This is a genomic window from Crateriforma spongiae (assembly GCF_012290005.1).
GTDB classification, from domain to species: domain Bacteria; phylum Planctomycetota; class Planctomycetia; order Pirellulales; family Pirellulaceae; genus Crateriforma; species Crateriforma spongiae.
The window spans coordinates 23,225-48,727 of record NZ_JAAXMS010000004.1 but is presented as its reverse complement, the minus strand read 5'-3'; the positions used below and the strand labels follow the sequence as shown (position 1 = coordinate 48,727).

General features: G+C 58.3%; 18 protein-coding genes. 7 read left to right on the top strand and 11 right to left on the bottom strand.

Annotated elements, in window-relative coordinates; translation table 11 throughout:
- Positions 1–190: 190 nt before the first annotated feature.
- Positions 191–2,569 carry a polysaccharide biosynthesis tyrosine autokinase gene (locus tag HFP54_RS11670; protein ID WP_168565271.1) on the bottom strand — a complete coding sequence of 793 codons (2,379 nt, stop codon included), beginning with the start codon at positions 2,567–2,569 and terminating at the stop codon, positions 191–193.
- A gap of 191 nt (positions 2,570–2,760) precedes the next feature.
- Positions 2,761–4,482, bottom strand: coding sequence for an undecaprenyl-phosphate galactose phosphotransferase WbaP (gene wbaP, locus HFP54_RS11665; RefSeq protein ID WP_168565270.1), 1,722 nt, complete (start codon positions 4,480–4,482; stop codon positions 2,761–2,763).
- Between the two features lie 467 nt (positions 4,483–4,949).
- Between wbaP and HFP54_RS11660 the strand changes: the two genes are divergently transcribed.
- Positions 4,950–5,627 carry a hypothetical protein gene (locus HFP54_RS11660; RefSeq protein ID WP_168565269.1) on the top strand — a complete coding sequence of 226 codons (678 nt, stop codon included), beginning with the start codon at positions 4,950–4,952 and terminating at the stop codon, positions 5,625–5,627.
- Positions 5,628–5,694: 67 nt separating this feature from the next.
- Positions 5,695–7,002 carry a polysaccharide biosynthesis/export family protein gene (locus HFP54_RS11655; protein WP_168565268.1) on the top strand — a complete coding sequence of 436 codons (1,308 nt, stop codon included), beginning with the start codon at positions 5,695–5,697 and terminating at the stop codon, positions 7,000–7,002.
- 1 nt (position 7,003) lies between these two features.
- Here HFP54_RS11655 and HFP54_RS11650 read toward each other — a convergent pair whose 3' ends face one another.
- From HFP54_RS11650 to HFP54_RS11640, 3 genes are all read right to left on the bottom strand, one after another.
- Entirely contained in the window at positions 7,004–8,134 is a 1,131-nt protein-coding gene (locus HFP54_RS11650; RefSeq protein WP_197137494.1) for an MraY family glycosyltransferase, read from the bottom strand.
- A 56-nt stretch (positions 8,135–8,190) separates the two neighbouring features.
- The gene (locus tag HFP54_RS11645) at positions 8,191–8,601 is read right to left on the bottom strand and encodes a hypothetical protein (RefSeq protein WP_168565267.1); all 411 of its coding nucleotides are present in this window, start codon (positions 8,599–8,601) and stop codon (positions 8,191–8,193) included.
- Positions 8,602–8,837: 236 nt separating this feature from the next.
- Positions 8,838–10,886: a S46 family peptidase gene (locus HFP54_RS11640; protein WP_168565614.1), complete on the bottom strand. Its 2,049-nt coding sequence runs from the start codon at positions 10,884–10,886 to the stop codon at positions 8,838–8,840.
- A gap of 281 nt (positions 10,887–11,167) precedes the next feature.
- On the opposite strand from HFP54_RS11640, the gene HFP54_RS11635 reads away from it, so the two are divergent.
- Genes HFP54_RS11635 through HFP54_RS11625 form a run of 3 tightly spaced genes read left to right on the top strand, consistent with a single transcriptional unit; the run spans position 11,168 to position 16,733 of the window.
- A complete protein-coding gene (locus HFP54_RS11635) occupies positions 11,168–13,756 on the top strand; it encodes a DUF1592 domain-containing protein (RefSeq protein WP_168565266.1) in 2,589 nt (862 codons plus the stop codon).
- On the top strand, positions 13,753–15,144 hold the full coding sequence (locus HFP54_RS11630) for a DUF1552 domain-containing protein (protein WP_145296899.1): 1,392 nt from the start codon (positions 13,753–13,755) through the stop codon (positions 15,142–15,144). The genes HFP54_RS11635 and HFP54_RS11630 overlap by 4 nt, the downstream gene beginning before the upstream one ends.
- Before the next feature lie 41 nt (positions 15,145–15,185).
- A complete protein-coding gene (locus HFP54_RS11625) occupies positions 15,186–16,733 on the top strand; it encodes an ankyrin repeat domain-containing protein (RefSeq protein ID WP_168565265.1) in 1,548 nt (515 codons plus the stop codon).
- A gap of 88 nt (positions 16,734–16,821) precedes the next feature.
- On the opposite strand, the gene HFP54_RS25605 is transcribed toward HFP54_RS11625, so the two are convergent.
- The 6 genes from HFP54_RS25605 to HFP54_RS11595 form a co-directional block, all read right to left on the bottom strand.
- Complete coding sequence (locus tag HFP54_RS25605) at positions 16,822–17,082, bottom strand: transposase (RefSeq protein WP_235951682.1); 261 nt, start codon at positions 17,080–17,082, stop codon at positions 16,822–16,824.
- A gap of 502 nt (positions 17,083–17,584) precedes the next feature.
- Complete coding sequence (locus tag HFP54_RS11615) at positions 17,585–17,995, bottom strand: SufE family protein (RefSeq protein WP_168565263.1); 411 nt, start codon at positions 17,993–17,995, stop codon at positions 17,585–17,587.
- Between the two features lie 116 nt (positions 17,996–18,111).
- On the bottom strand, positions 18,112–20,322 hold the full coding sequence (locus tag HFP54_RS11610; RefSeq protein WP_168565262.1) for an FdhF/YdeP family oxidoreductase: 2,211 nt from the start codon (positions 20,320–20,322) through the stop codon (positions 18,112–18,114).
- A 161-nt stretch (positions 20,323–20,483) separates the two neighbouring features.
- Positions 20,484–21,089, bottom strand: coding sequence for a TadE/TadG family type IV pilus assembly protein (locus HFP54_RS11605; protein ID WP_315853880.1), 606 nt, complete (start codon positions 21,087–21,089; stop codon positions 20,484–20,486).
- Between the two features lie 45 nt (positions 21,090–21,134).
- Positions 21,135–22,265 (bottom strand): vWA domain-containing protein, encoded by a 1,131-nt coding sequence (locus tag HFP54_RS11600; protein ID WP_235951680.1) that lies wholly within the window; start codon positions 22,263–22,265, stop codon positions 21,135–21,137.
- A gap of 28 nt (positions 22,266–22,293) precedes the next feature.
- Positions 22,294–22,728, bottom strand: a complete 435-nt coding sequence (locus HFP54_RS11595; protein WP_146414038.1) for a TadE family protein — start codon at positions 22,726–22,728, stop codon at positions 22,294–22,296.
- Between the two features lie 436 nt (positions 22,729–23,164).
- On the opposite strand from HFP54_RS11595, the gene HFP54_RS11590 reads away from it, so the two are divergent.
- Entirely contained in the window at positions 23,165–24,613 is a 1,449-nt protein-coding gene (locus HFP54_RS11590) for a sulfatase-like hydrolase/transferase (protein WP_168565612.1), read from the top strand.
- Positions 24,614–24,694: 81 nt separating this feature from the next.
- The gene (locus HFP54_RS11585) at positions 24,695–25,456 is read left to right on the top strand and encodes a 3-keto-disaccharide hydrolase (protein WP_235951677.1); all 762 of its coding nucleotides are present in this window, start codon (positions 24,695–24,697) and stop codon (positions 25,454–25,456) included.
- The last annotated feature ends 47 nt before the right edge of the window (positions 25,457–25,503 follow it).

Genomic DNA, 25,503 nt, shown 5'->3' with positions numbered 1-25,503 from the left:
GCGAGCGTGGCTGCGCTGACCATGGGATCGATCCTTGTTCTGTGTCGATTCGCAATCCCCGGTTCCCGAGCCGACGTAGGCCGTTGGGGCGTCCTGGTTTGATTGCGATTCCATGTCTTTGAAGCTCACGGATTGGGCGAGTCTTCGTGTCGTGTCATCGGTTTTGGATACGGTAGTGATTGCCGACACCTTAGGCGGCGTTGTTGACGGAGCCCGTGGCGGACGCGGCGCGACCACGCTTACGCTGGCTGGACGACCGCGTGTAATCGTTTCGGTAGTAACCGTATTGCGAAACGCCCGCGTCAAATTCCTTGTCCGCACCGACCACATTCAGCATCGAACCGATCAAGTTCGCGCCCGTGGATTGCAAGCGCTGCATCGCATTGGCCAATTGTTCGCGACGAATCCGCGCCACGCGAACGACCAAGACCGCGCCATCCAGTCGCGGCAACACGACCGCCGGATCGCTGACCGCAAGGACAGGCGGCAGGTCGACCAGGACCAAATCGAAATGGTTTGACAGCGATTCGATCGCCTTGTCCAGGTTGACGCCCTGCAGTAGTTCCGCCGGGTTCTCTGGAGTTTTGCCTGCCGAGATGGCATTTAAATTTTCAATTTCAGTCGGCTGAATCACATCGGCCAACGGCAATTTGGCTTGCAGCACCTCGGACATCCCCTGCTGATCTTGCAGGCTGAGATAACGATGTTGGCTTGGACGCCGCAGGTCACAGTCCACCACGACGACGTTCAGCCCCACCTGTGCAAATGCTTGGGCAAAGTTGGCAACGATCGTTGATTTGCCATCGCCCTGCATGGAACTGGTGAATCCAATGCTGCGAACCTTTTTGGATTTGATATCAGGCAGCAAGATCGTCCGTCCCAGACGAAACGCCTCCGATTCGGACGACCCGTCGGTGGCAACCAAGCCGGCGATACCCTGATCAATCGCTGACATCTGCCCGACGTGTCCCAGGTTTAGCAAGCCGATCGCTTCGTCGACCTCTTGTGCGGTGCGGAACCGGCTGTCACGCAATTCGTTACCGACGGCCAGAACCATGCCGCACAACAACCCGAGCACCAATCCACCGAGCGAACAAAGTGGAACATTGGGCCAAACGCGTTTGCCGAGCCGGGGGACTTCCAAGAATTCATACAGGAACCCGCTAAGCCCACTGGCCGTGTTCAATTCTTGCAACTGACCGACGATGCCGTCAAAGATGGCTTCGTGACGCGCGATCTTCTTCTGCAGGACCAAGTCCTTTAGCTCGTATTCGATCAGTTCCTTGGCTTTGCTTTCCGCATCGGTGGTCAACGCGATCAATTCTTTTCGGCGTTCACCGATCGCGGCAATGTCGTGTTCGATGAATCCGATGTAGGCACGCAGCAACGCGTCGGGTTTGATCGCTTGGCTGCCGAACGCCATCTCGGGGGATGTTTGTTCTTTGCTTTTACGAACGAAGTCTTCGACCAGCTGGATCTCGTTGTTGATTTCACGGACCTTCGGATGTCCGGACCCAAAGACAGCGGTCAGCTTTTCACGTTCGGCGTTCAGCATCAACAGCCGGGTGACCTGTGCCCGAGCTTCTTCCATTTTGGCGGGCATGGCCGCCTTAAATTCGGCCGAATTGGATGCGGAGACTTGCAGACCAGCAAACGCCCCCAGGCGTTCCAGGCTGTCGCTGTCGATCAGCGCCAGTTTGTCCAAGTGATCGCTGAGATCCGAACCGCCTCCGATATGTTTCAAAGATTCGCGAACCCGATCCAAACGCGTCCGCATGGTGGATTGTTGGATGTCCAGTTCCAACAATTCCTCGGACAATCGGCGATAGCGATCCTGGTAGACGTTGCTGCTGCCTTCACCCTGGAAGAACAGCGGCGCGTTTTGCCGGCTGACCAAGTATTCTTCTTCGGCCTCCTGCAGATCGGCTTCCAACGCACGCTTGGCGTCTTGAATCATACGGCCCGCTTCCCCCATGACGCTTTCCACTTGCGACACGATGAAGCGTTCATAGCGCCGCATGATGGCCGCAAGGATTTTTTGGACGTCTTCGGGGCTGTTGTGCTGCAGCGTGATGTTCATGATCGCTGCGCTGCGAGCCGACCCGTCGCCGCCTTTGCCGATCGACGTGTTCTGAATCACGTAATCGACCTGGTCCGTTTCGTCGCTGACCTTTGCCATCAAGGACGGCAATTCCATCAGACCGTATTCGGCCAGTGCTTCGGACACGATTTTTCGTGACCGGATCAGTCCCATGTGATTGGCCAAGACGTCTTCGTCGACGACATCGGTGCCCGTGCCGGAATTGTTCAGGCCGGCCGAACGTTGGGCCACCAAGACTTTGGCTTGCGATTCGTACAAGACCTCGGCGTGCGTCGCATAGGCCACGCCCATCGCCAGCCCGCAACTGCCAAGAAACAGAATCAACCATCGCTGGCGTGCGATCAGTTGTGGCAGGTTGATCGCTTCGACGCTATTGCGCAGCGGCAAACCGAGTCCGGTGCGAGGCGATTCGGTCGAACCGCCGCGTCGGTTGGGTTGATGCTGTGTCACCGAAGTGGATCCTGTCATGGAACGTCGATACTCTGTTTGGCGGTGCGTCCAATGGACAGACCGGGGGTTTGCGGCGTAGCGGAATCCGAGCCGCCAGGTCAAGGCCGATCGGACGAATCAGATCAGTGCGGATCCAGAGCCCCCCACACCGTTTTTTCCAGCGTTTTGCGGCTTCAAAGTCACTTCGTCGTCCGCAATACAAAAACTTTTCAGTAAGCCCCTTCGCGTAACAACAGTGTTCGGATCGTTCGCAACAGCAGGTAATAGTCCAGCCAGTACGACCAATTGCGAACGTAAAAGCGATCCAGCGCGACGCGCTCGTCATAAGTCGTGTCGTTACGGCCGGACACTTGCCACAATCCCGTCATGCCAGGCCGCACGGCAAGGTAACGCTCAAATTCGCCGCGATACTTTTCGATCTCCGATTCAACAATCGGTCGCGGCCCGACCAGGCTCATCTGGCCCCACAAGACGTTCCAAAGTTGTGGCAGCTCGTCCAAACTGGACTTGCGCAAAAAGTTGCCCAGGACCGGGATAACGCGGGGATCCTGACGCAGTTTCTGATCCGCCTGCCATTGAAGTTTCAGATCGGGATCGCTGTCCAACAGGTGTTTCAATCGCTGATCGGCGTCGACCACCATCGTGCGAAACTTCCACGCCTGAAAATGAACGCCGCCTTTGCCGATCCGTTCGTGCGAATAGAAAACCGGCCCCGGCGAAACGAAGCGAATGAACAATGCGATCATGGCGGCCAGCGGTGCCAACACGACCAACAACACCGCCGCGCCGGCGACATCGGTGATCCGCTTGACCAACACGGGCAACGGCCGACGCAAACGGTGGCGCATGCGGACCGACATGAACCCACCGACATCACCGGTTTCACACCACAGACTGGGCAACTGTTCGCACACCGGCAGAATGACTTCGGGAACCTGTGACTGAACCTGATCGGCGACGGCCGCGGCTTGACGGCGTGAAACGTTTTCAGTCGCCACCACGGCCAAACGAAATGCGTGGGTCTCATTCAAATGCGGCAATTCGCCGATGCCGCCTAAAACGTCGGCCGGACGTCGCGGCCGAATGGATCCGTCTTGTCCGAACACCGCAAAGGTCGGCTGGGTCTGAAGGATCCCAAGCGATCGAACGCCTCGCGACGCGGATCGTTGCAAGTATTGGTGCAACAGCATGGCTCGACGACCATCGCCGATGATCAACGCCGGAACCCCCCACCACGAAAAGCGGGAAAGGATGCCCCGGCCCAAGATCCTCGCCAGCGGAAACAGGCCGACCGTCAAAGCAACCCAGGCAGCACAAGCCAAAACGCGGGCAGCCACCGGCTGGCTGGCGAAAACGTATCCGTAGGTCACGATCAATCCGGCCAGTCCTGCCGATTGGATTCCCATGCGAAGTTCGGTGACGGGATTTTGGCCCGGCACGTTCAACAGTCCCAGCGGAATCCCGATTGCCGCGTACAGCGTGACCGTGGAGATCGTGGCGGTGGCAAGGGAAATGGTCGCGTCCCAAGTCGTCCATTGCTGGGCGACCGTGATGACGATCCACTGCATCGCCAACAGCATCGTCGCATCGGCGATCCACAATGGCACCGCCGTCACCGTCGCGTGCAAGAACCTGCGTACCACCGTCAAGCGGCCGACACGGGTCAGGTCATCCGATGGATCCGGTTCATCGTGCCCAGTGGAAAACGACGCGGCGTCGGATTCGGCGACCACCGCGTGTGCCGCGTCCAACCGCAGATTCGAATCCGTGCTGCCGGTCGGTGGATGCAGGGCTTCCAGCGACACGATGCCGGCCGGCAATCGCCGCCTCCGCTGCGCCGCCGCGGCTGCACCAGACGATCCGCCGGCGGCCGACCTTGCGCCCGGTGACGGCGTCGTGCTGCGTCCGGCGGCCGAGGAACGGTGCGGCATGAAACTGTCGTCTCGGTTGCAATGAAGGCGTCGGACTGCGCCCCTGAGCCACCGGGGTTCGCGGTTCTGTCGTGCGAAAACCTAAAAAGACCTCACCACCCAGTCAGGTGCCCCAGTGCGGCGTCACTGTCAGCTTTATCGTCGCCAGAAGCGTCAGAACTTGAATTTCTGTCACAACCGATACAGCCGAACAGTGGGTCGTCCGCAGTGAATCGTCCGCGTTGCATGCTGCATGAACGGAACCAGAGATCGGCCGGGATCGCTTCCGCATCGGCGAATCGTTAGCGGATGTTCAGCGAATCGAGCCGAAAGTCAGAAAATCGCCAGAAAAATCTGCGTAATCGTTAAATCTTCTCAGGACCGTATCCACGCGGTGCCGAAGACCAGGTGCATAGGAGCGTTGTGTTGCGCTTTTGAACTCGGAATCGTCGACGAAGCACCCTCCCCCTTCCTCCCCACCAAACGCCATGACGACTTCGGCACCCAGCGATCCACGGGCAACGGCCCCGACACGGTATGGCACCGTGATTCGGTTGTCGTCGTTCGTCGTCAAGCTGACGTTCGCCATCGCCCTGACGTGCTCCGGTGGCTGTGCGTCGATGCAAGACTGTCGTTATGAAACGTCGCAGCGGTTTCGCGGCTGGATGGAGTTTCAACGTCGCCCATCGCCCCGGCAATCGGAATTCCCGAGCGACTATCGCGCCGGTTGGCTGGACGGTTTCAACGAGGTGACCACGGGCGGTCCGAATTGTCCGCCGGCGATCGCCCCCAAACGGTACTGGAATCCCAAACAAGTCTTGAAAGACTGTGACCGCCGTCGTGCCGCCTATTACGAAGGCTGGCATGACGGTGCGGCTCGCGCGGCTCAATTGCCCGACACGCACCATTTGAAAGTTTACGAATCGGATTGCTGTCCGATGCCACGTTGTTCTTGTGGATCAAGCCTTTGCACCGGAGGCTGTGCGATCGACGCGGGATCATCGATGCTGATCTCGGAACAAATGATTGAATCCGCCCCCACGGTATCGCCATCGACTCCGGTCGGATCAACCGTGATCGAATCCTTCGGCGATTCATCTTCGACGACGATCCAAGACGTCCCGGTGATGGACATGTCGCCGACCAATCCCCCGGCACAACCCTGATCGGCCCGCCGCGCCGGTTGTCGTTCCTCCCCCCCCACGACCCGACAACGCCTGACTGGCATAACCGATGATTCATCCGCGAAGCCTGACTGAATCCGCCGCCGTGTGGATCCTGGTGACACTGACGCTGTTCAGTACGGGATGCCAATTCCACTGGAACAATTGGGACGGCGAATCGATTCCGGCCAACCGTCTGTCACCCGACCTGTTCGGATGCAGCCGTGACGACTTGGTGCCCGTTCCGCAAACCAAACTGGGGCAAAATCCGGTCGACCAACACCGCATCGGTGCGGGCGACGTGTTATCGGTCTACATCTTTGGCGTGTTCCCGCCGGGTGAAAACGAAACGCCGATCGTTGAACAGAACCAAGGTTTGAACCAACGATACTATCCGCCCAACGGAAACGTCGTGGCACCGTCGACGGGATTGCCGATCAAAGTGCAAAGCGGTGGAACATTGGATTTGCCGTTGATCCAGCCACTGGCGGTCCAAGGGCTGACGTTGACCGAGGCGACCGAGACGATTCGGGCGGCCTATTACAAACAAAACGTCCTGTTGCAGGGCCAAGGCCAGATCACCGTCGGCTTGCTGATTCCACGCACCCAACGCGTCGTCGTTTTGCGTGAAGATTCACCGGCCGGCAACATGACCCTTAGCGGCCAAAGTGCGGTCGTCCAAGCCCATCGCGGCAGCGGTCAAGTGATCGACTTGCCGATCTATGAAAACGACGTTTTGCACGCCTTGGCGGCCACGGGTGGATTGCCCGGTACCGACGCGGCACGCGAAGTCTATGTCATCCGCGCCGGCGGTTTTGCGGACCGATTATTGGACAGCACCAACCCCAACGCATTGGTCAACGACTATGTCGAACGTCCCTCGCTGGGCGGACAAAGCGGAACGCTGGAAATCATGCCGGACATCGTTCGCATCCCGCTGATGATTCGCAACGCAACGTTGCCGTTCGGCCCCAATGATGTGATTCTAAACGAAGGCGATGTGTTGTTCGTTCCCAAACGACGCGAATACTTTTACACCGGTGGCCTGTTGCCGGGCGGTCGCGTTCCGTTGCCGCGTGACGAGGACTTGGACATCGTCGAAGCCATTGCGATGGTCGGCGCTTCGCCCGGTGGCCCGATGGGTCAAGACGGTGCGGTGTTGATGTCGGGCCGACAAGCCTATCTGCGTTCGGCCACCCGAGCAGTGATACTTCGCAAGTTGCCCGACGGTCGCCAAATGAACATTCGCGTCGACTTGGATCGCGCAATGCATGATCCGAAGGAACGAATCGACATCCAGCCCGACGATGTCGTGATGCTGTATCAAAAACCGGGCGCGGCGATCATCAACTCTGCCCTTGGCGTCGCGGTTCGATAGTTCACTGATTCCAACGCGTGGATTCCAAGATCCCGATCAACCACAACATGCATCCGACGATGCCCAGGACCGTGATGGCCTGCAGCACGGTGACGTGCGTCAACAAAATCGCGGCCAAACCGCACGTCGCGGTGACCAAATAAATCGTCACCACCGCTCGCGGTCGCGTCATGCCCAGTTCGACCAAGCGGTGTGAAAAGTGGCGTCGGTCGGCCTGAAATGGGCTGCGTCCTTCGCGGATGCGGATCCACAACACCGTGCACATGTCGTACAGCGGAACCGCCATCGCACACAGCGGCGCTAACACCGCGTGCGGTCGTCCTTCACCGCCACCGGCGAACGTGGCCATCAGCATCGCAACGCTGATCAGATAGCCGACCAGGTAACTGCCGGTATCGCCCATGAATATCTTTGCCGGGGGTCGGTTGTGCCACAAAAACCCCAGCAATGCCCCCAGCACCACCATCAAAAACGCCGCGACCAACAATTGTGGCTTGGCCGTTGCCGGATCAGGCGTGCTGATCATCACGATGGCCATCGAAGTGGCGATCACCGCCGCCACGCCACCGCTTAATCCGTCCATGTTGTCCAGCATGTTAAAGCTGTTGATCACCGCCACGATCCACAGCACCGACATCAACTTGGTCAGCCAAGCCAGACCGATGAACGCGGTCAGCCCGATGCCCATCCCATAGACGGTGAAGATCGCGACGCCGAACTGGACCGCCAAGCGAAATTGCCAAGGCAGACCCCGACGGTCATCCACAAACCCCAAGACGACCAGGACCAATCCGGCACCGATCAAGGACCACAGCATTCCGATTCGCGTCTGGGCACCGTCGGCATAAATCGCCACTCGGCCGGCCAAAGATTCCGGCAGTCCGTCGATCCAACCGGTCCAGAAAACCGCCAAGGTTGCGATCGCAAATGTCACCACAACGCCCAGTGCGATGCCGATGCCGCCGCCCAGCGGCGTGGCCTGGGTATGCGCCTTGTGACCACCGGGACGGTCCATCAACCCCAGACGGATCGCGTGCCGCCGGATCGGATAGATCGCCAACATGGCGACGATCATGGCCGGCAATGTCGCACCGACCAACAACAGGATGAAAAGTTGAAAAGCGTTGTTCATGGGTGGAATTGTATTCACCCGCCCACCGATCCGCCCACCGGATCAAAACGCTTCCCCTAAGTCGTCATCGTTTGGACCAGATCACGAAATCGCGTCTTGCCACTGGCCTTGAAACGGTATTCCAACGTCCCCGACCAGTCGTCATGAAACAACGACGCGTCGTGACCAATGAACAGCGTCCGACCGTTGGGCAATTGCACGTCGATTTGAGCCCAACGCGGATCATCAAACGGGACATGAATCAGACGCGTCTTGTAGGCAAAAGCGACCAGACGTTTCTCGGTCGCAATCATGCTGCCGCGGAACCAGCGACGATTCCATGAACAGCGTTTGCCGGGACGACGAAAGTTGATCATCGTCACCGAACCACTGACGTCCTCCAGCGTCCAAATCGTCCGTTCGCTATTACAAAGCGATACGCCTTCCTCGGGCAGTTTGCCGGAAGAGAACAGCGAAAACGGATTCATCGGACGCCTCGTGGACTTTGATGATTTCGATTGTGGAGACATCCGCCGCGAAGCCTGACAACCGATCGGGCTTCGGGACGACAACGACGGCATCGCACCGGTTGCCGCCCATTCGACGATCGGGGGCGGGTCTTGGCAAAGAAATCGAAATTTCTTGACGCAACCGCCTCGACCCCCGTCGCCCAATGGCAACTTCTCCATTGCCCCGTTCGATCGCCGTAGCCTGATGGCCCAGCCTATTGCCCCAGCGATTTGGCCAAATCGGGTGCCTGATAGATCTTTTCGATCGCCTCGCGAATCCCGACCGCCGAAACGCTGACCGCACGTGCCTGTTCATCGCTGTACAGGTAATCGGCCGTCAGACTTTGGATGTTGCCGTCGAAGATCAGCCCGACCAATTTGCCGTCGCGATCCACCACCGGGCTGCCGCTGTTTCCGCCGATGATGTCAGCGGTGCAGACAAAGTTCAGCTGGGTCGACAGGTCCAAACGGTCTTTGGCGTCATGCCAACGCGACGGCAAATCAAAGTCTTCCTGGCCCTCGTGATCGGCCGCATGGGTGAACGCACCGGCAAAGTCGGTGGTCGGTTCGATCCATTTGCCGTCTTCGTCGTATCCCTTGACCGTCCCGAAGGCCAAACGCAACGTGAACGTCGCATCGGGATAGCCACCGGTGCCTTCCACCGCGGTGGTCGCTTCGGTGATCTTGGCGTACGCCTGGCGTTCGCGTTCGTCGATCTTTTCGTTGATCTCGCGGATGCGTCGGTATTCCGGTTCCAACCAACGCGCCAGTTGGATCATCGGGTCGTCGCTTTGCAGCACCACGGCGCGTCCGCCGTCGACCAGTTCCTTTCGATACGGGACTTCGTCCATTCGCGTTCCCGCAACGATTTCCGCCGCCCGTTCCCGTGGTCCCTTGCCGGCCAAGATTTCCACGACCAAATCGTCATCGGCACCGCGGACTTCGATCAATCGCGACAATTCATCGGCCAGCTTGATCGTTTCCAAATCGTCATAGATCGGTGCGGTGGACAACAAACGCTGCAATAACGATTCGCGTCCCGCATCGGTGAATTCGCTCAGGCGTTGTTCGTTAGGCTTGGTGTCTTCTTCGGCCAACAGAACGGTGTTCATCGCCAAGCTGAATAGGGAACTTCGCAGGTTTACCGATTGATCCAGCATGTCGGCCTTTTCCTTCTGCAGTTTGGCGACGTCCTGCCATGCGTCGGCCAACGGTGCCAAGGATGCGTCGTCCGCAATCGCGGCCAGCAATTTGTCCTCGCGACCTTTCTTCGCGGCAAACGTTTGCGGATTCTGCAGACCGGCCAGCATGCCGGTGTAGGCCTTGCGGGCGTTTTGGATGCCGAACAATTCATCACGGCCGCGACGCTTGGCTTCGGCACCGTTCAGACTGAATTGCTGCATCAAAATTTCCTTGCGGCGCAGATAATCCAACACGTACGGCAAACGATCGTCACGCAAATATCGCAAAGCATCGACGGTATAGATCCGCTGGGTTCGACCAGGGTTGCCGCTGACGAAAACCAATTCGCCGCCTTGCAAAGGTTGATCGTTCCAAGCCAAGAAGTGTTCCAGCTTGGCCGGTTTCCCGTCTTCGTAAACGCGCATCAGTGTCGCGTCCAAGTTGTATCGTGGGTATTCAAAGTTATCGGCATCACCACCGAAAAAAGCTGCCGCCGTTTCCGGTGCCCACACCAATCGGACGTCCGTGTATTTCTTGTAGCGATACAGGTGATACTGTGCGCCACCGAACAGCGTGATCACATCGCTGCGGAACCCGGTGGATTCGAAAGATTCGTTTTCGATCGTCGCGATGATCGCACGCCGTTGTTTGAACGCGGTTTCCGGATCCGCATCGTCGTCGACCGCCGCGTTGACTCGATCCGTCACGTTTTCGATCGAATGCAATTGGTTCAATTCCAGATCGGGTGCCTTCAATTCTTCGTCGATCGATCGCGCGGTGAATCCGTCATCGATCAAATTGCGCTCGGGCGTCGACAATTTATGCAACGTGTCACTGGCGACGTGATGATTGGTCAACACCAAACCATCGCTGGACACGAATGATCCCGATCCGCCGCTGTTGAAACGTACCGAAGACAATCGCAGGTGATTGGCCCAAGCTTGGGTGATTTCAAAGTCGTGCCGTGATTTCAACGTTTCTTTGGGCAGATCGTTGAACAGGTACATGCCTTCGTCACCATACAGCGTGACCGCCGTACCGCCCAAAGCCCCCGAAAGCGTCAACATCACCGTCGTCGTCATCACAGCCGTCCGAATCCGTTGGTGGATTTTCATTGCCATCTCAAGTTGTGGTGTTTTGGAAACTCGATCCAGTCGTCCATTCCAGCGAAAGGGTCCTTCGCTTTTCCGAGTTCAAGTTTATCAGTCCGGCCGATTGCATCGAAGGCTGCGGGCGGTCGACCGTCCACGATGCCCGGAGGACTTCAGAATTCTCCGTGAATCGGGATGAAGACTGTGTTAGATTGATGGTGCCCTCCTGCCCCCCGCTCTCATCGCGATTCCTTTTCCCGCCTTTGAATTTTATGACTCGAACGGATCTTCCGGACCGTCGTGCGCCCGCCTTTGACAACGCTGCACCGACCAAGCGTCGGCCATGTCGCTTGGCGATAATCCGACATGTCTTTCGTTCACTGGTGTGCATCCTGGCGTTCGGATGGTGTTTCTTGGCGGTCGCCAATCCCCCGGCATCGGCCGATCCGCCGGCAACGGTTTCGGGCGACCAAGTGCGTGTGGTGACCGAGTTCGTCGAATCGTATTGTCTGGATTGCCACAACGCCGACGACGCGGTCGGCGGACTGGATTTGGAAACCACACCGATCGGTCAAGCAAGCTGGGACGACGAGACAGGACAATGGTCGGGCTGGGAAAACATTTACAAACGAGTGGCGTCGCGCCAGATGCCACCGGCCGATGCGTACCGTCCGGACGATGACGAATACGCCGTGGCCACCAAAGCTTTGGCGGGCGTGCTGGATGGTGTTGCTGAATCCAAGCAAACGTTGACGCCCAGCGATTCGATGCGTCGTCTGACACGAACGGAATATCAAAACAGTGTTCGTGATTTACTGGACATCGAAATCGATGCGACGCGTTGGATTCCCAAAGACGAATCCAGCCATGGTTTTGACAACATCACGGTTGGTGAATTATCGCCGGCTTTGATGAGCCGGTATTTGACGGCGGCCGAAAAAATCAGCCGAATCGCGGTCGCCCGGCCGACCGGAACGCCGATGGGCTTGACGGTTCGCTTGCCTGCCGATTTGACTCAAGAACACCATTTGCCCGGGCTGCCCCTGGGCACACGTGGCGGCACGAACATCCGACACACCTTTGCGGAATCCGGTATCTACGAAATCGCCGTCCGCCTGACCCGCGACCGTGATGAAATGGTCGAAGGTTTGTATCGGCCTCACGACTTGGATGTCTTGGTCGACCGCCATCGACACCACCGGTTTCATATCCAGCCGCCGGAAAACGGCAAAGACTTCACGCACGTCGACACCAACTTGAAAGTTCGCGTTCCGATCACGGCCGGACCGCATGACATTGCGGTGACGTTTGTCAGCCAAGGTGAATCGCTGCGAGAAATCAAACGCCAGCCCTTCGACGCGGCCTACAACCGGCACCGACACCCACGGCAACAGCCGGCATTGTTCGAAGTCAGCATGGTCGGCCCGTTAACTGATCCTCAGAGCGCCCATAGCGCACAGCCGATTACACCGGAGCCCGCCAGCCCCGTCGACACGCCCAGCCGGCGGCGGATCTTTACCGTCCGCCCCGACGACGATTCGCTGGCGTCGCAGCTTGCCGCGGCGGAAACGATTTTCGCAAAGCTGTTGCGACACGCGTATCGACGCCAAATCGGCCCGGACGACTTAGCGGTTCCCATCAAGTTCTTCCGTGACGCGGTTCAAACCACGGTCACGACGTCTAAGTCGGCCACCGTATCGCATCGCAGCAACTCGACCGCGGATGGCCGGTTCGAATTCGGCATCCAGCGAGGCATCGCCGCCATCCTGGTTAACCCACACTTTCTGTTTCGAATCGAACGACCAGCGGAAACCGCGGGGCTGCACCGCGTCAGCGATACGGAATTGGCGTCTCGGCTGTCCTACTTTCTGTACGCCAGTCTGCCGGATGAAGGATTGCTGGATCTGGCGGCATCGAACCGGCTGAGCGACGCGGAGGTCTTGGACAAGCAAGTCCGGCGAATGCTCGATGACCCACGCAGCGACAGCCTGGTGACCAACTTTGCGGCCCAGTGGCTGTATTTGAAAAACCTGGACGGCGTGAAGCCTGACCTACGGCGTTTCCCCGACTTTGACGAAAACCTGCGGCGTGCGTTTCGGACGGAAACGGAATCGCTGTTCCGTCACATCAAAGAACACGATGAAAGCGTGCTGGGGCTGATCGACAGCGACTTCACGTACCTGAATGAACGTCTGGCGGTTCACTACGAAATTCCCGGTGTCGTCGGCAGCCATTTCCGACGCGTGGATCTTTCCCCCGATTCGAATCGCGGCGGACTGCTTCGTCACGGCAGCATCCTGGCCGTAACGTCGTATTCCACCCGCACGTCACCAACGATCCGTGGCAACTGGGTGTTGGAAAACTTGGTCGGTACCCCGCCCCCGCCACCGCCGCCGGACGTACCGGCGCTAAAAGAAAAACAAAGTCTGACCGACGCAACGTTTCGCCAACGCTTGGCCACCCACCGTGAAAACCCGGCCTGTGCGTCCTGTCATGCGTTGATCGATCCGGTGGGTTTCTCGCTGGATCACTACGACGCGGTCGGACGATACCGCCGCTTTGATGCCGATGACACTCCGGTCGATTCGTCCGGGACATTGCCCGATGGCACAGAGGTCACCGGGGTGAAAGACCTGGAAGCCAGTTTGACCCGACATCCCGAAATGTTCGTCACGTGTCTGGTGGAAAAGATGCTGACCTACGCCCTGGGACGCGGTGTGGATCATCGTGATGCCGCTGCGGTCCGCCGGATCGTTTCCGAGTCAGCCCAAAACGACTATCGCTTTTCGTCAATCATTCGAAACATCGTGGCCAGCCGGCCGTTTCAATCTCGTTACCATCCGCCCAAGGACCCGTCATGACGTCACCGAAACGCCCTTCGAATTCCGGTTCGCGATTCGGCCAATACGTCACGCGAACATCGTTGCCTCGTCGCACCGTGCTGCGTGGCTTGGGCGCGACGATCGCCTTGCCGCTGCTCGACGCGATGGTTCCCAGTTTGACCGCCGCGGAATCCACACCGGCGGCGGCAAAGAACTTGCGACGCGTCGGATACATCTACATTCCAATGGGTTTCAATCCGGCCCAGTGGACGCCCGAGGGCGAATCGTTGGACACGTTACCGTCCAGCCTTGCACCGCTGGAAAGCGTCAAAGACCAGGTGACGGTGATCAGCAACATGCACCTGCAGAACGCTTATCCCGGGTCTCACGCGACCAGCAACAGCGCGTTTCTGAGTGCGGCACAAGCCAAACTGACCGAAAGCAGCGATTACTACCTGGGCACCACCGTCGACCAGATCGCCGCCAAACAATTCGGACATCAAACTCAATTGCCGTCGCTGGAACTTTCGATGGACTTGTTGTCCACCGTCGGCCAGTGCGACAACGGTTACGCGTGTGTCTATCAAAACAATTTATCTTGGTCATCGCCGACGACACCGTTGCCGGCCGAGGCGCATCCGCGGATCGTGTTCGAAACCTTGTTCGGCGAAGGCGGCACGCCCGAGCAACGTGCCGAGGCGCTGCGTGCTCGGGCCAGCCTGCTGGATTCGGTCACCGATGAGATCAAGCGTTTGAAGCTGGCTTTGGGATCCGACGACCGCAACAAGATCGACGACTACATCGAAAGCATTCGCGAAGTCGAACGACGCATCGAACACGCCGAACGCACGGCGCAGGACAACCCGTTGCCCGACTTGGACCGCCCGGTCGGCGTCCCGGTCGCCTATGCGGATCACGCGGAATTGATGTTCGATCTGCAGTTGCTGGCCTTCCGCGGCGACATCACTCGCATCGTCACCTTCCAACTGGCACGCGAATCCAGCACTCGGACGTATCCCGAAATTGGTGTTCCCGAACCGCACCATCCGGTCACCCACCACGGCAACAATCCACAAAAGCTGGCCAAGGTCGCCAAGATCAACCAGTACCACATTTCGTTGTTTGCCAAGTTCTTGGAAAAGATGGCCGCGACCCCCGAGGCCGACGGCAATCTGTTGGATCATTCGCTTTACATGTACGGCAGCGGGATGGGTGACCCCGACGCGCACGACCATCACAACTTGCCGGTGGTCGTTGCCGGCGGTGCGGCGGGCAAGATGCGTGGCGGACGTCACATTCGCTACGAAAACCCCGAACCGCTTTCCAACTTGCACCTGACACTTTTGAACAAAGTCGGCGTGCCTTTGGAAACCTTCGCCGACAGCACCGGTCGTGTCGAAGACCTGTTCGACCCGGTCAACGTTTGATCGATCGTCGCCCGCCATCGCTCTGACGCGGATCGTTTTGAATGATTGCCGCTTTGACGTTCCAACAATCGCAAAAGCTTCTCGGTATGACGCGAATCCAGTTTGTCTTTCCGGCAATCGTCATGGGCATGATTTTGGCGATCGCTGCATCCGCTGCGGATGTGCAATCATCGGCCCCCACAACGCATTCATCGAATTCAAGATCCTTGGTCGATGCGCTGGAAGCCGGCAGAACCGATGCGCTCGATTCGCTGAATGAAGTTTCCGTCAAACAGCGTCAACCCGACGGCATGACGGCACTTCACTGGGCGGTACGGCACGGTAAATCGGACTGGGTGACCGCGATCATCGACGCCGGGGCCGACGTCGATGCGGTGACGGATTACTCCATCAGCCCGCTTGCGATCGCTTGTGAAAATGGCGACGCGACAATCGCCAAAATTTTGTTGTCTGCCGGTGCATCACCCGATCTGACCACCGCCGGCAAGGTGACGTGCTTGATGCTGGCGGCACGCGGCGGTGACGTGGACGTGATCGACACGCTGCTGCGTCAGGGAGCCGACGTGAACGCGAAACAACGCAGCGGCCAAACGGCATTGATGTGGGCCGCGGCGGCCGGCAACGCCGATGCGATCGATCGACTCATCGCCGGTGGTGCGAACATTGATGAATCGCTGCGTTCGGGATTCACACCGATGATGTTTGCCTGTCGCAACGGCCATATCGAAGCCGCAATGCGTTTGCTCGATCACGGTGTCGACATCTCGGCGGCGATGGAACCCAAAAACACGTCGGGGCGAAACCCGCGCAAAGGCATGACGGCTTTGATGCTGGCGGTCGAAAGTGGCCATTTCGATCTGGCACTGCGGTTGGTCCAACGTGGCGCCGACCCCAATGACCAGTCCAGCGAATTCGCGCCCCTGCACGCACTGGCCTGGGTCCGTCGCCCGCAAGTCGGCGACACCCCCGAAGGCGACCCGCCGCCGCAGATTCACGGAAACGTCTCCAGTCTTGAATTTGCCGCCAAGTTGATCGATGCGGGCGCCGACGTGAACCTGAAATTGCGTCGTGGCAAAGCACCCGGCAAAGCCCGCTTCAACACACGTGGCGCGACACCGTTCTTGATGGCCAGCCAAACCTGTGACTTACCCTACATGCAATTGTTGCAGGACCACGGCGCCGATCCGATGATCACCAACCACGACGACTGCACTGCGCTGATGGTGGCCGCCGGTGTCGGCGTTCATCACGTGGGCGAACATCCGGGCACGATCGACGAAGTCCGACAAGCGGTCCAGTGGCTGGTAGAACTGGGATTGGACATCAATCACGTTGATAAGAATGGTGAAACGGCGATGCACGGAGCCGCTTATCGATGCTATCCCGAAATCGTTCGACTGGTGGCCAAGCTGGGCGCGGATCCGGAAATATGGAACCACAAGAATCGACACGGATGGTCGCCGCTGACGATCGCCAAAGGTTATCGACCGGGATCTTTCAAACCCGATCCGCCCACCATCGAAGCGGTCATGGAAGTCGGCAAAATCACCGACGAAGACGCCCCCACCGAACGCGGCTGGCAGGGCTAGAGTCGCTAAAGTCGCCTTTCGCTCCGCGAAAGATGCGTTCGGATATTTAGCGCTACTTTCGCGGAGCGAAAGGCGACGATGTGCAAAACTAACTGCGGTAACGACGATACAGATACTCGCCGTGTGCAAGATTCGCTTTGGGGCCGTTAAGGCGAATGTAATTCCTCAGGTATTCATATTGTCTAGGGCTCCGGACCAAGTGATCAAACGGCTCTTGCTGCCATAACTTTCCCTTTCGTGAAAGTGCTCGGTTGACCTCTTTGGCGGTGAAATGAAGCCAAGAATCGCATTGTTCGATAAGTGACTGTTGCGACCGAAAGCTGGCAAGCAAATGAACATGATTTGGCATGATGCAAAAGTCCCCCATTCGATATCGCTGTCCATCGAAGAATAGCAGGGCGTCATGGACAATTCGTGCGAGTGTCGGATCGCGAAACGGACATCGCCCCTGACACGAATCCAGATATGCCTCTCGATGCCGATTGAATTCCCTGAGGAAACGACGACGCTGGTCATCGGTCAGTTTCGAGAAAGACGATCGCCACGTTGGCTCTGTTCGCCCCGTGTTTCGTCGGATCCAGTCAACCTTTTCGCGTTCCCAGCGGTTTAACGTCTCTTGCGGGATCGAATCCTGAGTGCGAAATGTGATGAATACGACGGCTCCGGCTTGGGCCCAATGAGGGCGGGAGTGTTCGCTGATCGAAATTGGTGCATTTGGATCAAAGCATTCGCCAAGCATCGTCCTTTTCCATGCGAAAAATCGTCGCCTTTCGCTCCGCGAAAGTAGTGCTAAATATCCGAACGCATCTTTCGCGGAGCGAAAGGCGACGATGCGGAAAGGTGACCTTGCGCTATTCGGCGGGCATTTGCGATAGCTGCCGAACTCGGTCGGCCATGCTTTTCAGACCGTTGCTGCGAGCGGAACTTAGGTGGCGAGCCAAACCCAGCTGTTCAAACTTGCTTTCAAAATCATACGCCGCGATCTCTTCGGCGGTCTTGTCCTTGACCAGATACAGCACCAGCGTGACTAAGCCGCGGACCAAATGCGCGTCACTGTCGGCCAGGAATTTCAACCCGCTGGGCGAAGAATCATCGGGCAACGCGACCAGCCAGACGTTGGACGTGCAGCCTTGGACGCGAAAGTTTTCGATCTTCCACTTATCGTCCAACGATTCGGCTTGATCCCCCAACTCGATCAACAGTTCGAACTGTTCACGGGGGTCATCGCAATCTTCAATGTCCTGGACGATTTCGTCGATCATGTCGCGTCGCGTTTTCGCGTTGGCAAAGGTTCAGGTGTCAAAACTCGTGGCGTTCGTCGTGCCCCACCGTACTGTTGCGAATTTTCACGTCCTGGCAAGCCTGGGCCCGCGACAGATCATCCCGCCGGTGCGACCGAGCCGCGTTCTTGTGGGGTCACGGTGATCACCACGCCCTTGAATGCCGGTGTTTTGCTTTTCGGATCGATCGACCTGGGAACCAAAACGTTGCTTTCCGGATAGTACATCAACGCATTTCCCGAGCGGATGTCGGGATAAGGTCGCGCCAAAATGTTTTCCATCCGGCCGGTGTCACTGGAAACGGTAACGCGAGATTCCGGCTGGATTCCCAGCGTGGGGAAATCGTCGGGATGGATCAAGATGATGTCTCGCGCAGTCTGATTGCGGTACAAATCTTCGTCTTCGTACACCACCGTATTGAACTGGCCTTCGCTGCGGACGGTCATCAATCGCAATCGTCCCGGACCTTCGGCGGCCAGCGGCGGCAACGCATGGACGTGCAAAATCGCTTTGCCATCCTTGGTCCCAAAGCTGGGTTGGTGGAACGTGCGTCCGGCGATCTGGAACTCTTCCTTACTCTGATCGATCGACTTGATCTTTTCGAATCCTGGGATGACTTCGCCGATCCACTGGCGGATCGTCGACGTCTGTCCCATCGCGGTCCAATCGACACCCTGAGTATCGGGCATCAAACGCGACGCGATGGTGGAAATCACATCGATCTCGCTTCGTGGCCCCGGTAAACGCCGCGGCCCACCATCGGACAACCGAACATAGTTGAACATCGATTCTTGGGTCGTCGGCTGGGGTTCTTCATCGCGGGCCAAGACTGGCAAGATGATCGTGTCGTCGGCCAGCCCGTGAACGTGCCCGGTGTTCATGGTCGTGCTAAGCATCACGTTCATCTGCAAGTTGGACAGAGCGGCCGCGGCATAAGCCGAATCCGGATTGCTGCCGTACAAATTCCCGCCCAAACAGAACCCGACTTTCAAGTCACCTTGGTGGGCAGATTCCATACACGCCAACGTGTCTTTACCCGCGCTCGTGGGCAACTGGATGCCGTATTTTTCTTGCAAGGCATCAAAGATCTGTTTCTTCAACCGCGGGGTCACCCCCACGCTGCCGATCCCCTGGACGTTGCTGTGACCACGGATCGGCATCAATCCGCTGCCCGGTCGCCCCACCATCCCGCGGCACAACGCCAACGCAGAGATCGCTTGAACATTCAACACGCCGTGCTGATGGTGCGTGATGCCCATCGTCCAGGCGAACACCGCGCGGTTGCATTGACCATAGACGTCCGCAATCTCTTCCATCTCGGCTTGCGAAACGCCCGACTTCGCAACGATCTCCGCCCAGTCCATGGCATCGACCGCCGCCAACCATTCGTCATGATGGCGGCAATGTTGCGACAAGAAATCCAAATCCACCCTGCCAGCCTGACGCACGGCTTTGGCGATCCCCCACAACAACGCCAAGTCGCCGCCGATGTGAGGTTGATAATAGTGGGTTGCGATCTTTGACCCGCCCAACAGCGAACGCGGGTCGCTGGGAATGCGAAACCGAATCAATCCTGTCTCGCGGACCGGATTGATGACGATGACCTTGCCGCCGGACCGACGCACCTTCAACAGGCTGCTCATCAATCGCGGGTGATTGCTGGCCGGATTCCCGCCGATCAGCATGACGCAATCGGCGTGTTCCAAGTCTTCCAACTGGATCGTCGCCGTCCCACTGCCGACGCTGGAATTCAGGCCCACGCCGCTGGCTTGGTGACAGTAGTAGCTGCAGTTATTGACGTTGTTGGTGCCATACAAACGTGCCATCAACTGCAGAAGGAAACCGGCTTCGTTGCTGCTGCGTCCGCTGAAGTACCAGAACGTTTCGTCCGGTGTGACTTCACGCAGCTTGCCGACGATCGTGTCAAACGCCTGTTCCCAAGTGATCGTTTCAAAGTGGGATTGGCCGCGGCGATAGCGAACCGGATGCACCAAACGTCCCAGATATTCCAGTTCGCGTGGCGTCAAACGCTGAAGCGATTCGATACTGTTCTGCTTCCAAAAGTTTGGATCGATTCCGCCTTGCATGTCCGACGCCATGGCCTGCATGCTTTTCTTACAGACCTCGGGAAACGACCCGACCTCGTTGACCATGCCGCCTTTCTGGCCGCCCATGCCCAGTGCGCAGGTTTTGCACGCATTCTTACTGCGCAGCGCCCGGTAGAACTTCCACATCCCGCCGGCTTGACGGCCCTTCTTGAATGAATAGGCGATTGCCCGCCATCCGCCGCCGCTGTTGACTTTGACCATCGTGTCCGTCCGCTCGAATCGAAACCTAACCGGACTGCATGTTAGCAAAGTTGCGACATGGATGATTCACTGAACGAGCATCACGAAAAACGCCGGCGACCAAAATTTGATCACCGGCGTCGATCGTTGAAGTGGACGTTCGCCCTTTCACCCCCATCGCCTTACAGCATGGGTGGAGGAGGAGGCGGGGGCGGAGGTGGTGGAGGCGGTGGGGGTGGCGATGGCTCGGGTGCCGGCTCAGGCTCCGGTGCTGGTTCCGGCTCCGGCTCCGGTTCGGGTTCGGGTTCCGGCTCTGGCTCCGGGTCGGGTTCCGGTGGTGGAGGCGGCGGGGGTGGAGGCGTCGGCAACGATTTTGCCAGCACGATGGGCGCTCGTTCGGTCATCAACGTGCAGTGCCCCTCCACATCGCCGCTGGTGTACTGGGGTGACAACCAAACGTTTTCCGAAACAGGAATCTTCACGGACACGTTGACCGACGTGTCCGATTCGCCCAGCGTTTCCGGCGTTACCGTGATCGTCGCCGAATTGATCCCGTGCTTGGCCAAATAATCCTTGGCCATGTCTTTGGCCGTGGACGACTTGGAGCCCGGAACGATCACGGTTCTTGCCGCGATGTAGGCCGAGTGGTCGGCGACGTGTTTCAACATGCTGGCGCGGGACAGTTCGATGCCGCCAAAAATCAGCATCACCAACAATACCAAACAGAATGCGAATTCGACCGCAGCGGCCCCCGTTCTCCCAGCCGAATCGTTACCAGATCGTTGCACCGGAGTTCTCGGGCGAGAGTGTTTTATGAATAACATCAACATGCCTCACTTGGTCAAAAGACTGGGCAAACGACGGGCGATTTCACGAAACGCGTCCGCCAGCTGAGCCGCGGTCACGGCGTGAAAGTGTTGGCCGCCACAGATGTCGGCGACCTTTTTCATCTTGTTTTGATCCGCTTCATCACTGAACGTGATGGTGAAAACGGTGATCCCGTTGTGATACAGGCTGTAGGCGGCGTTGACGGGATCTTTTCCGTAGTTATGAATCCCATCGGTCATCACGATCACGACCTTGGTGGCAAAAGGACGTCCCAAGGCTTGGTCGGTCACCGCGGCGGATCCTTCCATCATCCCGCCCCCAATGTTGGTCCCGCCGGCTTCAAAGCTGACCGAGATCGCCTGCAACGCATCCATGACTTCCGTGTAGTCGTTCGTCAGACGAACGGGAGTGGCCGGATTGCTGTTGTAGGTCGACAGCGCCACGTACTCTTCCATCGGCGAAGCTTCGATCAGCTGTTTGAACGTGTTGACCGCTGCGATCAAGTCCAACCAACGTGCGCTGGGTGGCACCGGTTGTCCAAAATCCCACCCGGCCGGTGCGGCCGCGGGCGCCGGCGGGTACTGGGCCACTTCGTCGGCCGCGTATGCCATCGATCCGCTGCGATCGACCACCAAGCTGATATCCATCGCCGCTTGGGTGGCGATCGCTTCGCGTTGTGTCTTGAACTGAAAATTGGTTCCGAACGTCGGGAACAGCGGCTTGATGTTGGTGTTGTTACTGTTGGCCAGTGAACGTGTCACGAATCGAATCGCATTGCCGTTTTCTGCCGGTGTGAACGAATGCGTCGAATCCAATGCGTTTCGGTTGCTGACACCGACATCCAAATCCCCTTCACCGACCGGCATGACGTGTTCGCCGATTGGGTTCAACGATGCCGCGGTTTGTGCCGCCGTAAGCGCCTGGGCCTTGTCACCGTCGGTCAACACATACTCTTTTAGCGCCGCATGCGCTGCGGCGTCCGATGCGATCTGAACATCGGTATTGAGCGATTCGATGTAGGTGATGTTGATCGCATAGGCGGAAATGATCAGCAACACCGGCAGCAACACAGCCACCAATGCCATCGTCGCTCCGCGGCGATCACGTTGGTTGTTTTGGATGCGATGAATTGGCATCGTTTGCGGGCCCTATCAAAGTTTCTCGTTACCGTGCACGCAGACTGACCGTACGTGTCAGTATCTTGCCGCTGAACAGGTATCCGCCCAGCAAAGAATTCGAATCAAACGGTGCGGACACCGTGACTTGGAAATAGTCGTCTTCACCAAGTGCGCCCGGATCACTGGGACTCATCGAAACGTCATAGCCTTTAACGCCGTGCGCATCGAGCAACAGCTGGCACTGGTATTCGACGTTCTCCGCTTTCGACGTCGGCACCACCCCCACGCGGGCGCCTTCGTAAGCGGTGATCTTCAAGCTTTGGCCCACAAACATCATGTTGCAGGTTTCGATCGTCCCCAACATGATCAGCGTCAACAGCGGCAAACAGACCGCAAGTTCCACCACGGCCGCGGCGCGGCGTCCGGTACGACGTCGATGCGGTGTCGCAAGTTGGCTTTTCCGGGATCGGTTTGGGTGCATGATCGGATCGTGAAAAACAAGTTCCTGGAGATTTCCACTAGATTCCTAGGTCACACACCGCTTACTGGACGTAAAACCACCCACAAGAATCTGGCGAATTGTCGCGGCCAACCGCATCAAAGGCCGCTGATCCGGAAGGTACGAAAGATGCCGATCATGTCGGTGATGTCACCGGTCGAACGCGGCGGACCGGCAAAGTTGATCCGGGGCGCTGATCCCATCTGGGGCGCTGATCCCATACAGTGACCGGAGACCAGCCCCCATGCCCCAGCGTTTATGATGACGCCGATCCGCCGCAGACCATGACTCCGCCCATGATTTGCACACGCGTGTGATTCGTCCCCACCCCACCTCAGCTTCGTCGCTGACGGCCCGCCGCCCCGCCCCAACCGTGTTTACCGTGCCCACCGACCAATCCGCCGCCGGTTACCGCCGGATGACCGGCCTTCTATCTATCGTCGTTCTCGTCATTGCCGCTTCCCGAGTCGGCGCGGCAACACCGACCTCGCCATCGATCGTGCTGATCGTTGCCGACGACTTGGGATACAACGACCTGGGTTGCCTGGGCAGCCAGATCATCAGCCCCAACTTGGATCGCTTGGCGGCCGAGGGGATCCGGCTGACGAATTTCTACGTCGCTTGGTCAGCCTGCACGCCATCACGTGCCGCACTGTTGACCGGTCGCTATCCGCAACGAAACGGCATCAGCGACATGATCCGGAACGAAGCCCCGGATTACGGCCACCGCTACACCGCCGCCCAGTACGCCGCCACCTTCGAACGCATTGGCGGCATGGATGTCCGCGAATCAACGTTGGCGAATTACTTGTCCGATGCCGGGTATCGATGTGGCATCTATGGCAAATGGGACTTGGGCAGCCTGCGTCGTTTCTTGCCAACGTCCCGAGGCTTCGACGACTTCTATGGTTTCGTCAACACGGGGATCGATTACTACACCCACGAGCGTTACGGCGTGCCCAGCATGTTTCGCAATGAATCCCCAACCGTCGATGACCGTGGCACTTACTGCACCGACTTGTTCCTACGCGAAGCGTTGCGATTCCTGGACCAGCAACCCAGCGACCAGCCGTACTTCCTATACCTGCCGTTCAACGCGCCCCACAATTCGTCATCGTTGGATCCGAAGATTCGCAGCACGATCCAAGCGCCCGAACGTTTCAAAGCGATGTATCCCGAGGTCGCCCCGACGTACCGAACCACCGATCGATATCGGTATGGCAATCCTGCAACGGTCGTGACAACCGAGGCTCGGCGTCGCGACTATGCCGCGGCGGTCACATGCATGGACGACGCAATCGGGCAAGTGATCAGCCGCATCGAATCACGCGGCCAGCTGGACCAGACGATTGTCATTTTCCTGTCGGACAACGGTGGCGGCGGTGGCAGTGATAACACCCCGCTGCGTGGAAAAAAGTCGACGATGTGGGAAGGCGGTCTGCGTGTTCCCTGTCTCGTCCGCTGGCCTGATGGCAACCTGAAGCCCGGCCAAGTGAACCACCAGTTGCTGACGAGTCTTGAGATCCTGCCCAGCCTTTGCAGCGCGGCCGACGCCGACGTTCCGGCCGATGTCACCCTGGACGGCTTCGATTGGTGGGACACGCTTCGCGGCGACACTGATTCGCCACGCAAATCGATGTTTTGGAAACGCCAGGATCGCTGTGGTGCACGCGTGGGCGATTGGAAGTGGGTCGATATGCCGGACAAGGGGCAAGGCGGACTGTACCGAGTCACCGATGACATCGGCGAATCCAACGATCTGTCCCAGCAATATCCGGTCGTCTTGGAGGACATCCAAGCGAAATACCGGCAATGGGAAAGCGAAATGCAAGACGCACCGCCGCGTGGACCGTTTCGTGATTTCTGAACCGTCGTCGCCCGTCCAGTTTTCTTTGCGTTTCGGCCACACCAAATAACGCCCGACCCTCCCGATGAAACGATGATGATCATGCAACTTCCCAAGTTTCGATCCGCCAAGTTTTTCACACTGTTTGTCGGACTAATGGCCACATGCTTTTCGCCTGCTTGCCAAGCCGACGAAGACACACAGGACGATGCACCGGAGCACATGATCGTCGTGTCCCCCAGCGATCCGGGATGGACGCCGCTTGGCGAAGCCGACTTTGTGCGTGTCAATGGCGATGACCAGACGCTGACCTGGGACGGCCCGGTGGCTTACGGATCGGGAACGCCGATCGGAGTCACACGCAGCCGCAAAACCTACAAGAACTTTGAACTGCTGATCGAATGGCGGCACGAACGCCCGGCCGGCAACAGCGGTGTGTTCGCGTGGGTTCCCGCGTCGGCTTTGGAAGACTTGCCGCCCGGCAAACTGCCCGACGGCGGGATCGAAATCCAAATGCTGGACCACGATTACACACGCCAGTGGCACCAGCGAACCGGCGGCGGCAAGACGCCATTCTTTTCGACCCACGGCGACGTATTCGCGGTCGGCAAGTCGACCATGAAGCCCTTCCCGCCGCTGTCACCCAACGGCAGTCGTTCGTTTCCTTCAAAGGAACGATCTTTGGGCGCCGGCCAGTGGAATCGTTACTACGTCCGAGGCGTCAATGGCACGATCCGTTTGTGGGTCAACGGCGAAGAAGTGTCCGGCGGTTCGGATTGCCAGCCCAGCGAAGGCTACCTGTGCTTAGAAAGCGAAGGCAGCCCGATCACTTTCCGCAATCTGTTCATCCGCCAATTGCCGTAGCCGCCCATCGTCGCCTTTCACCCATCGTCGCCTTTCGCTCCGCGAAA